The sequence below is a fragment of the Mesoplasma grammopterae ATCC 49580 genome (genome assembly GCF_000701525.1).
GTDB lineage: Bacteria > Bacillota_I > Bacilli_A > Mycoplasmatales > Mycoplasmataceae > Mesoplasma > Mesoplasma grammopterae.
On the sequence record NZ_KL370789.1, the window covers coordinates 227,810 to 236,299 of the forward strand.

The 8,490-nt window shown below is 24.3% G+C and carries 4 protein-coding genes and 1 rRNA gene; all 5 read right to left on the reverse strand.

Features of this window, described 5'->3' with window-relative positions:
- Positions 1-4 precede the first annotated feature (4 nt).
- Positions 5-2,386, reverse strand: a complete 2,382-nt coding sequence (gene pheT / locus T314_RS0103750) for a phenylalanine--tRNA ligase subunit beta (protein WP_029512257.1) — start codon at positions 2,384-2,386, stop codon at positions 5-7.
- A 7-nt stretch (positions 2,387-2,393) separates the two neighbouring features.
- Complete coding sequence (pheS, locus tag T314_RS0103755) at positions 2,394-3,446, reverse strand: phenylalanine--tRNA ligase subunit alpha (protein ID WP_029512258.1); 1,053 nt, start codon at positions 3,444-3,446, stop codon at positions 2,394-2,396.
- Between the two features lie 15 nt (positions 3,447-3,461).
- Entirely contained in the window at positions 3,462-4,082 is a 621-nt protein-coding gene (locus T314_RS0103760; protein ID WP_029512259.1) for a hypothetical protein, read from the reverse strand.
- Positions 4,083-4,089: 7 nt separating this feature from the next.
- On the reverse strand, positions 4,090-8,322 hold the full coding sequence (locus tag T314_RS0103765) for an ABC transporter permease (RefSeq protein WP_029512260.1): 4,233 nt from the start codon (positions 8,320-8,322) through the stop codon (positions 4,090-4,092).
- Between the two features lie 83 nt (positions 8,323-8,405).
- Positions 8,406-8,490 (reverse strand): 5S ribosomal RNA (gene rrf / locus T314_RS04170); the annotation flags it as partial.

An 8,490-nucleotide genomic window follows, 5' to 3' on the forward strand; every position in this document is an offset into this window, starting at 1 on the left:
AGTACTATCTAACTTTAACTTTTAATTCTTTTAAATTATTTAATATTTTTTCAAAATCATCGTTAATTTCTTTTTCAGTTAGCTGGTGATCTAAACTGTTAAATGATAATTTAACAGTTAATGATGAAATATTTTCTTTATCCATTTCTTCATCTGAATATTTGTCTATTACTTTGTAATTTGTTAAATAGTTTAGATCTTTTAACATTGCTTTAACGATTGTTTCAAAATTCACATCATTACTTAATTCAAAAGAAATATCTCTTGTTGATTTTTGGAATTTAGAAATTTCACTAGTAACATGTACTTTGTCAGCAATCTCAAGTAATAAGTTTAAATTTACTTCACAAATGAATGTAGGGTAAATTTTATTAGCCTGTTCAAATGCAGGATTTAATTTATATATAAATCCAATTTTTTTATTTTTATATTTTACAGTTGCATTAATATAAGGATGAATTTCATCAATAGCTTTATCGTTGACTTCAAATGTAACATTTGTTATATCAACTTTATATAAATCTAAAACACTCATTAAAACTGAACTTATATAAGCATAATTTGATCTAATGTGTACTTGACTTAATGAATCAGTAATTGCTTCTCCTGAAACACCAAAACATAAATTTGATTGTCTAAATCCATTTAATGCAAAGATATCAGCCATTTCAAAAAACTTAACTGATTTGTTTCCATTATTAGCATTAAAAATAATTGTATCTATCATAGATTTTGATAAATTATTTCTAAATGTTTCACGTTGAATTGATAAAGGACTCATTAAAACAACAGGATCTTTAACTTTAAATAAGTTTCAAGTTTTATTAGATTCTATATCAGTTAAAGAATATGTTTTAATATTGTTAAAACCTGCACCAACTAAATAATCACTTAATTTATCTTTAAGTTTTTTATCTAAGTTTTTAGTTTTTTTGAAACTTACATATTCTAAAGGTTGTTCTATAATATTGTCATAACCATATAATCTAGCTATCTCTTCGCATAAATCATTCTTACCATATAAATCAGTTCTATTTTTATCAACAGTAAATGTTAATTCAGATTTTTTAACAGATATTTCAATATCTAATGTTCTAAATAAACTTATTATTTCTTCGACAGTTATTTCTATACCTAGAATATCTTGAACTTTTTCTAATGTAATTGAATATACATTATCATAATTTTGTTTTTGAACTGTTGTTACAACTTTTTGAACATCTTCTAACATTCTATATTCATCTAATATTGAAACTAATTCATCTATTCCTTGATCGTAAAGATTCGGATTTAATGGTTTAGCATATCTTTGAGTATCAACTGTGCTAACATTTAAGTTTCTTTGTTGTTTACGCATTGATATTTGGTCTAAATTCAACATTACAACAAGCATTGTAACTGTATCTTCAGTAACTTTAAATTTATCTTCAGTTTTTAGTCCTAAAATATTAACAATTGAGTTACCTGATTTTAAAACAATTAATTCTTTTTCTTCTATTGTTTGTTTTGTTAAAGTTAATTCTCAATTAACTTTATCAGCATCAATTAAAATAAATGGTTGACCTGAAATTAAAGTAGCCATATTAGCTATATTTTCAAATTTGTTTTGAGTTGATTTAACATTTGAATGTTTTAATCATACGTCATGAGATGAATCAAAAGGTGTGTTAGTATTTTTTAAACCAATAAAAGTGTGTGAAACAGTATTTACTTCATCTTCAACTTTTTTATTTAAATCAATAATGATTGATTCAGTTGGTTTTTCAAATTTAACTTTATGTTCATTGTTATTAATTTTTAAATCAAAATAGTTAGCTATTTCTTTTACTAATTGCTTTGCTGCTAAAGCATCACTTCTGTTTAAAGTTAAATCTACTTCAAAAGTGTAATCATCAAAATTTAAAACTTCACTAATTTCTCTTCCAACCATTTCATCCATGTTTTTATAGATTGAATCAATGTAGTATACATCTTGTTGTTCATCTTCTGTTAAAACTGAATTAGGTAATCCAATCTCATTAAAACCACAAAACATTCCTTCTGAAAGTATTCCCAAAATTTCTCTATTTTCTAATTCTAAACCATTAGCTAATTTACCCCCAGGTAAAGCAACTATTGCAAATTTATCTTCTTCAATGTTTCTTGATGTTGACAAAATTGTTGCATATTTGTTTTCACCAATACGAGTTTTAGTTTTCTTAAGTTTTGTTCCTTCAATTGGATCAGACTCTTCGATGTGTCCTATAACTAATTTTGTATTCAATTTTGAATAATCCATTTCTTGTTCAACTTCAAATCCTAAAGAGTTTAAGCAAACTGAAATTTGTTCATTTGTAATATTAGAAAGATCTAAGTATTTTTCTAATCATTTTCTTGTAATAATCATGTTCTACCTACTCTCCATAAAATTTAAATTGTTCTAAAAATTGAACATTATTTTCATATAAGTTTCTAATGTTTGAAATTCCAAATTTAAGCATTGCTATTCTTTCAATACCTGCACCAAAAGCTAATGCAGTATTTTTTTCTGGATCCATTCCATTTAATAACATAACTTGTTCATTAATAATTCCTGATCCTAATATTTCAATTCAACCTGAATATTTACAAATTGAACAACCTTTACCAGAACATTTAAAACAACTTACATCAACTTCTACGCTTGGTTCAGTAAATGGGAATAGACTTGGTCTTAATCTAATATTAACTTCTTCACCAAATAATCTTTTTGACATGTATTTTAAAACTCATTTCAAATTAGCAAAAGTAATTTTTTTACCAATACATAATAAATCTAATTGCATGAACTGGTGTGAATGAGTTGCATCATCGTCATCTCTTCGATAAACATTACCAATAGCAACACAGGCATAGTTACCTTCAAAGTTTTCGTCTTTAGCCATTTGTGTTAAAACTCTAGCTGTCATATGTGTACAGTGAGTACTTAAAACAGTTTCTTCATCTATATAGAAAGTGTCTTGCATATCTCTAGCAGGGTGCCCCACTGGTAAGTTTAATTTTTGGAAACAGTATTCATCACTTTCAACATCATTTCCATTTAATACATCAAAACCAATTTCTGTAAAGATTTGTGTAATCTCTTCAACAACAATATTAAGAGGGTGTTTAGTTCCAAAACTTGCTAATGTACCTGTTAGTGAAACATCAATTTTTTCACTAGCTAATTTTGCATCAAGTGCTTCTTTTTTAATTCTTGCTACAAATTCATCAATTGTTGCTGCTATAAATGTTCTTAACTCATGACTAGCAATTCCAATAGCTTGTTTGTCATTAATAGCAGAATCTTTTAAAGATTTCAAAATTTCACTTAATTCTGATTCTTTACCTAATAAAGACTTTTTCAATTTTTCAGCTTCTTCAATTGTTTTTACTTTATTTAAGTCAGATATAAATTGATCTTTAATCTTATTAATTTTTTTTAACATAAAAAACTCCTTTTGCTACTTTATTAAAGCTTCTTGTTTTAAAACAATTAACTTCATTTCATTTTCTTTTAAATTTTCTTCATATGCTTGAATAACTATACTAATAACAGAGTTATTTGGTTCTTCTTTTTGTAAGATCTTTAATTTTTTAAATATAAAGTTTTGAAAACTCTTTTTATATTTTTCTAACTCATATTTAAAATACAAATCAACATCATAATTTTTATTATTCAGTGTTTTAATTTCAATACCTTCATTTCAAAAGATAATTTGTTCAATCAAAACATCATTAATAAAAGCTTTTGTTGAACTATATATAAAAGCTAAAAATTCTTCATATATATTGTAAATAATTTTATCATTATTAGTTTGAATTAGGTAGTCTCAAATTGTTTGTTCCACTTCTTTATTGAAATTTCTTAAATAATCGATTGTTTCATTGAAATTAATCACAGTTTTTTTAATAAATTCTTTCTTATATTTCATATTTAAGTACTTCAAAAATATTGGTTTTGAAATAATATCAAATAGATTTGTATACTCTCATGTGAAATTTATTTCAAAAATTTTTACAGTTTGATCTTTTTTAATTCTTACTTCTTGAAAGTGATTAATAATAGATTGTTTTACTTCCATATTTCTCCTACGCTAAACTTGTTATTTGAGTTAAAGGGTTTCTTTTTACTTGTTTATTTGATGCATATCAACCAAATAGTAAAACTACTGACATAACTGATAAAGTTACTAAAATAGTTTTTAAATCAACTGTCATAAAAATATAAACACTAAACTTATTTGCTATTCATGTTAATAATATTTTTCAGAATATAACAGACGCAATATATGCAGCTATAAAAGATATTAAAGCCCCAATAGCATAACTACCCATTACAACTCAATTTATTTCTTTATCTTGATAACCTAAAGCTTGTAGAGTTAATATAATTATTTTAGCTTCTTCAACTATGATACCAATAATTACAACTAGAATTATTGCAAGAAGAACAGTTGTTAATAATACAAATATTAACATAACTCTATCAACTATTTCAGTCGCTTTATTTATAACTAAATTATTTATGATAAAAGAAACTGTTGATGTTCTAGAAGAAAAGTTTAATAAGTATGGATTAACAACAGATTTTAAGTTTGTAGTTACATTAGGACTCAAAGAATTAGTATATTTGAAAACTGGTCTTAAAATATCTAACATTATTGGTGTATCTTCATTAATTAAAATTGATGAATTTTTTTCAATAATTTTAATTGAATAAAATAATTCGACAAAATCACTAGTTTTTGTATTAACTGAAATCATTTCATTCTTTGAATATAAACTTGAAAATCTTACTAGAAGGCTTTTATCATAAAATTTAGATTTAAAATCTTCTGAGTTAACTCAAATGTTATCTGTGCCTAATTTTATAGTTTCTGCTTTATTAATTCCTACAACTCTAAGTTGAACTGGCTGAGGTTCTAATGTTTTAGTTTTAAGGTCTATAATGTCGTTAATCTTTATATTTTGATTTCTAGCCATACTATATGGAATTATTGCATTGACAATATTTGAATTTGCATTCTCTTGAGCTGAATTTTTAAATCTTTCAATTTCAGAAGTTGATACATCTTCAAAATTAAACATATTTTCAAAATTTCCATATTGATTAGACTGAGTATTTACTAATCTTGCATAAACATCAACATCATTATATTGGCCGCTTTGTGATAAACCAATTCAGTCAAATAAGACTTCATTTTCTTTATCATACATAACATTATTAATATTTAACATGTAATCATTTTCATCATAATTATCAAAATCTGTTAATTGTGTTGTTTGAAATACATTTGTTGCAACCGAGTTCATATTTGTAAAATTAGTTCTAACTAAAAGCGGTATATACTGTTTTAAATCATTAGAAAATATCTCATCAATTTGACTTAATAATCAATTGTCTAATAAGTTTCTTTGTTTTGTGTCATAGATATTAACTTTATTAATTAACTTGTTTGTATATAATTTTTGATACGCATTATCAATATATTCATTTGTTGTTATTGCTCCAACTAGATCGTTTATCTCAATTATTTGATTAGACTTACCTATAATTTCTTGTAATGCAGAAATTGTTAAATCAATTTGAGCTATTTTTACTGCATAAATGTAAGATAAATCCTTACTGAAAATATGTTTTACAATATCAGATTGCATAGATGCAATTGATAAAGAATTACTTTCATTTGTCTTTTCATTTAAATCTAATATTTGAGAAGTTGTTCCAGTTAATTTAATTTCCTTAACACCTTTTATAAAAGCAGAATTTTGAGAATTTAAATTATATGACATAATTGTTTTTATAAAACTATTACTACTACTTTTTTCTGACCCTAAATCATTTGTTTTAATGTTCAACATATTGTTTAAAATGAAATACATTTCACTTCTTGGTAATAAGAAATCAACTTTATCAGATGAATTTAATGTCATAAAATAGTTATTAGTCATTTGAATCACTGCATCTATTCTAAATCTATATTCTTCTGAAGATGTTTTGTTTAAATATTCATTTGTATTTTTATATTCAGAATAATCATTATACTCAGGAGATGTTTTATTTCATTCATATTTGTAATTAAATTTAGTTTGTCCATCAGTAATATCTAATGTTGGATTAGAATTTCATCAATTATAGTAATGATCTGTTCTTTCATTATAAACTGCAAACGATTGATTTAACATTTTTGTCATTAAACTTTGGGCACCAAATAATAATATATAAGTAAATGATGCACATGCAAATAATGTTTGAACAGTATAAAACTTCCCTTTTGAAGTTCTAACAAAAGCTCTTCTCAATCTTCAATTGAAAAACTTTTCTCCTGCGAATATTTTTTTAAATAATATTCCTTGTTTTATATTAGCTTTTGTTTTTCTACTATTAGACATTAACGATAAAACAGGCTCTTTTATATATAAGATAGTTGTTATGTAACTTATTAGAATAAAAAGTAATGGAATAAAGATGAATAGAGAAAACAAGAATAGTGGGCTTACATAAATATTACTAAAGCTAATTGAAACAGTATTTTCAAATGCCTTTGCAGCAAAAGTTTGTATAGGAATAGAAATTATGAATCCAAAGATTAAACTAATAAAAAACAAAATACCGGTTTTTATTGAAAATATTCAACTTAATTCACTAGTTTTATAACCAAATGATTTAAATATTCCTAATTGTTTTCTTGTTTCATTCATTTCTTTTTTAAGTTGGAAATTAATGAATAAGAAAGCTAACACTAAAATTATAGTTCCTAAAACAACATTTATAATTATTCTAATTTGTAGATTTTCTAACGCTTTAGCAACTTTTGTTTCGCTTCAAGGAATAAAATTATTTTCTAAATTTGATAGTATTTTAACGCGGTCAGCGTCATTTGTTTTAAATAATTCAAAAGGTATTTCATTTGTTGAGTTTACATTTTTTATTTTTAATTCTAAATTATATGAAGCTTCGTTGCTTAATAGGTTTCAAGAGTAATCTCTAAATTTATTAATGAATTTTTGATTTAAATAAATAAAACCATAAGTTTCCATGCTTTGTGAAAATGCTGAAAAGTTATTACCAGGAACAAAGTCATCAAAAGTTTGTCCAATTCCAACAACTTTAACAGTTGTTGATTGATTTGCAAAAAAACTTTCTGTTGGTAATATACTTTGAACTATTTTGTTTGATAGTATCGCATTAAATATTAAATTATTTGAATTAGCTATAGGCATTTTTATTTCATCGCCTATTTTAATATTATTTGCACTTGCAAAAGCTGATGAAATAATAATTTCAGGTTGTTTGTTTAAATTTCAACTTTCAGTTTTTCTTGATTTTTTATTGCCTTTATCAAAAATAATATTATTAAATTCATTAGTTGAATCTGTTCTTATTTCAAAAGTTTGAGAACTAGTTAAAACCCCTGTTTCACTTTTTTTAAAAACAAAATTTTTATTAACATCTATTTTGTAATTAGATTCGTCATTATCTTTATTTAAAATCTCATTAAAAAGCAGTATCCTATCATCATGTTGATATTTTTCATCTGCTAAAATTTTTGAATACTCAGAATTAAAAACTGTATAACTTGAAATTTTAATTGTTTCAGGATTTCAGTTAGCTAATAAATTTTTAATATCATCAAGATTAGTTATTGACGAAATTGAATTTATATCTTTAAAAACACCATTCACATAAGCAAAATTAAATATTCTATATAATGTTGAAAATCCTATACTTGCAACTGATGAATAAATATTAGTTTCATCATCGTTTTGTAAAAAATTTTCTAGATCATATAAACCTAACTCTAATGATTTTTGAACATGATATTCAAAAATTTCTTGAGGCGTAGGTAATTCAAATTTTGAATCAAAGCTTGTTGAATCTTTGTAAGATAATTCAAATGCTGTAGAATTAGCTGATAATCTATATCTTCTTAAAGATGAATTGACTTGTAATGTCATTCTTTCTTTTTCTTCAGAATTAAAATTATTTCAATTTAAATAATAATCTTTGTCTTTTTTATTTGTTGAATCAGCTCATAATTTTGCATTTAAAAAATCTATAAATTTAGGATCTAAATAATCTTTTGCATACTTAGTTATAAATTCTTCACTGTAAAGCATATCTTCACTAGCAGAAGAAAAATTTGAATTATAAGCTACATTTTGTTTTTGAGCTGAATTCATTTTTGAATATATTTGTAAAGGTGTTGCTAACATCCCAATGACTGATGCAGCTAATGTAACAATAAAAATTATCATAAATAAAGTTGATAATCAGTTTTTAAAAAAAGTTTTTAGATAACTTTTCATTATTTTATTCATTAAAATCACCAAAAAACCCTTCTTATTTTAAATATATTTTAACATTTATAACTAAAAAAAGAATCCTTACGGATTCTTTCATAAACTGGCAGCGTTCTATTTTCTCACAATGCAATATCGTCGACGCTGTAGAGCTTAACTTCTGTGTTCGGTATGGGAACAGGTGTG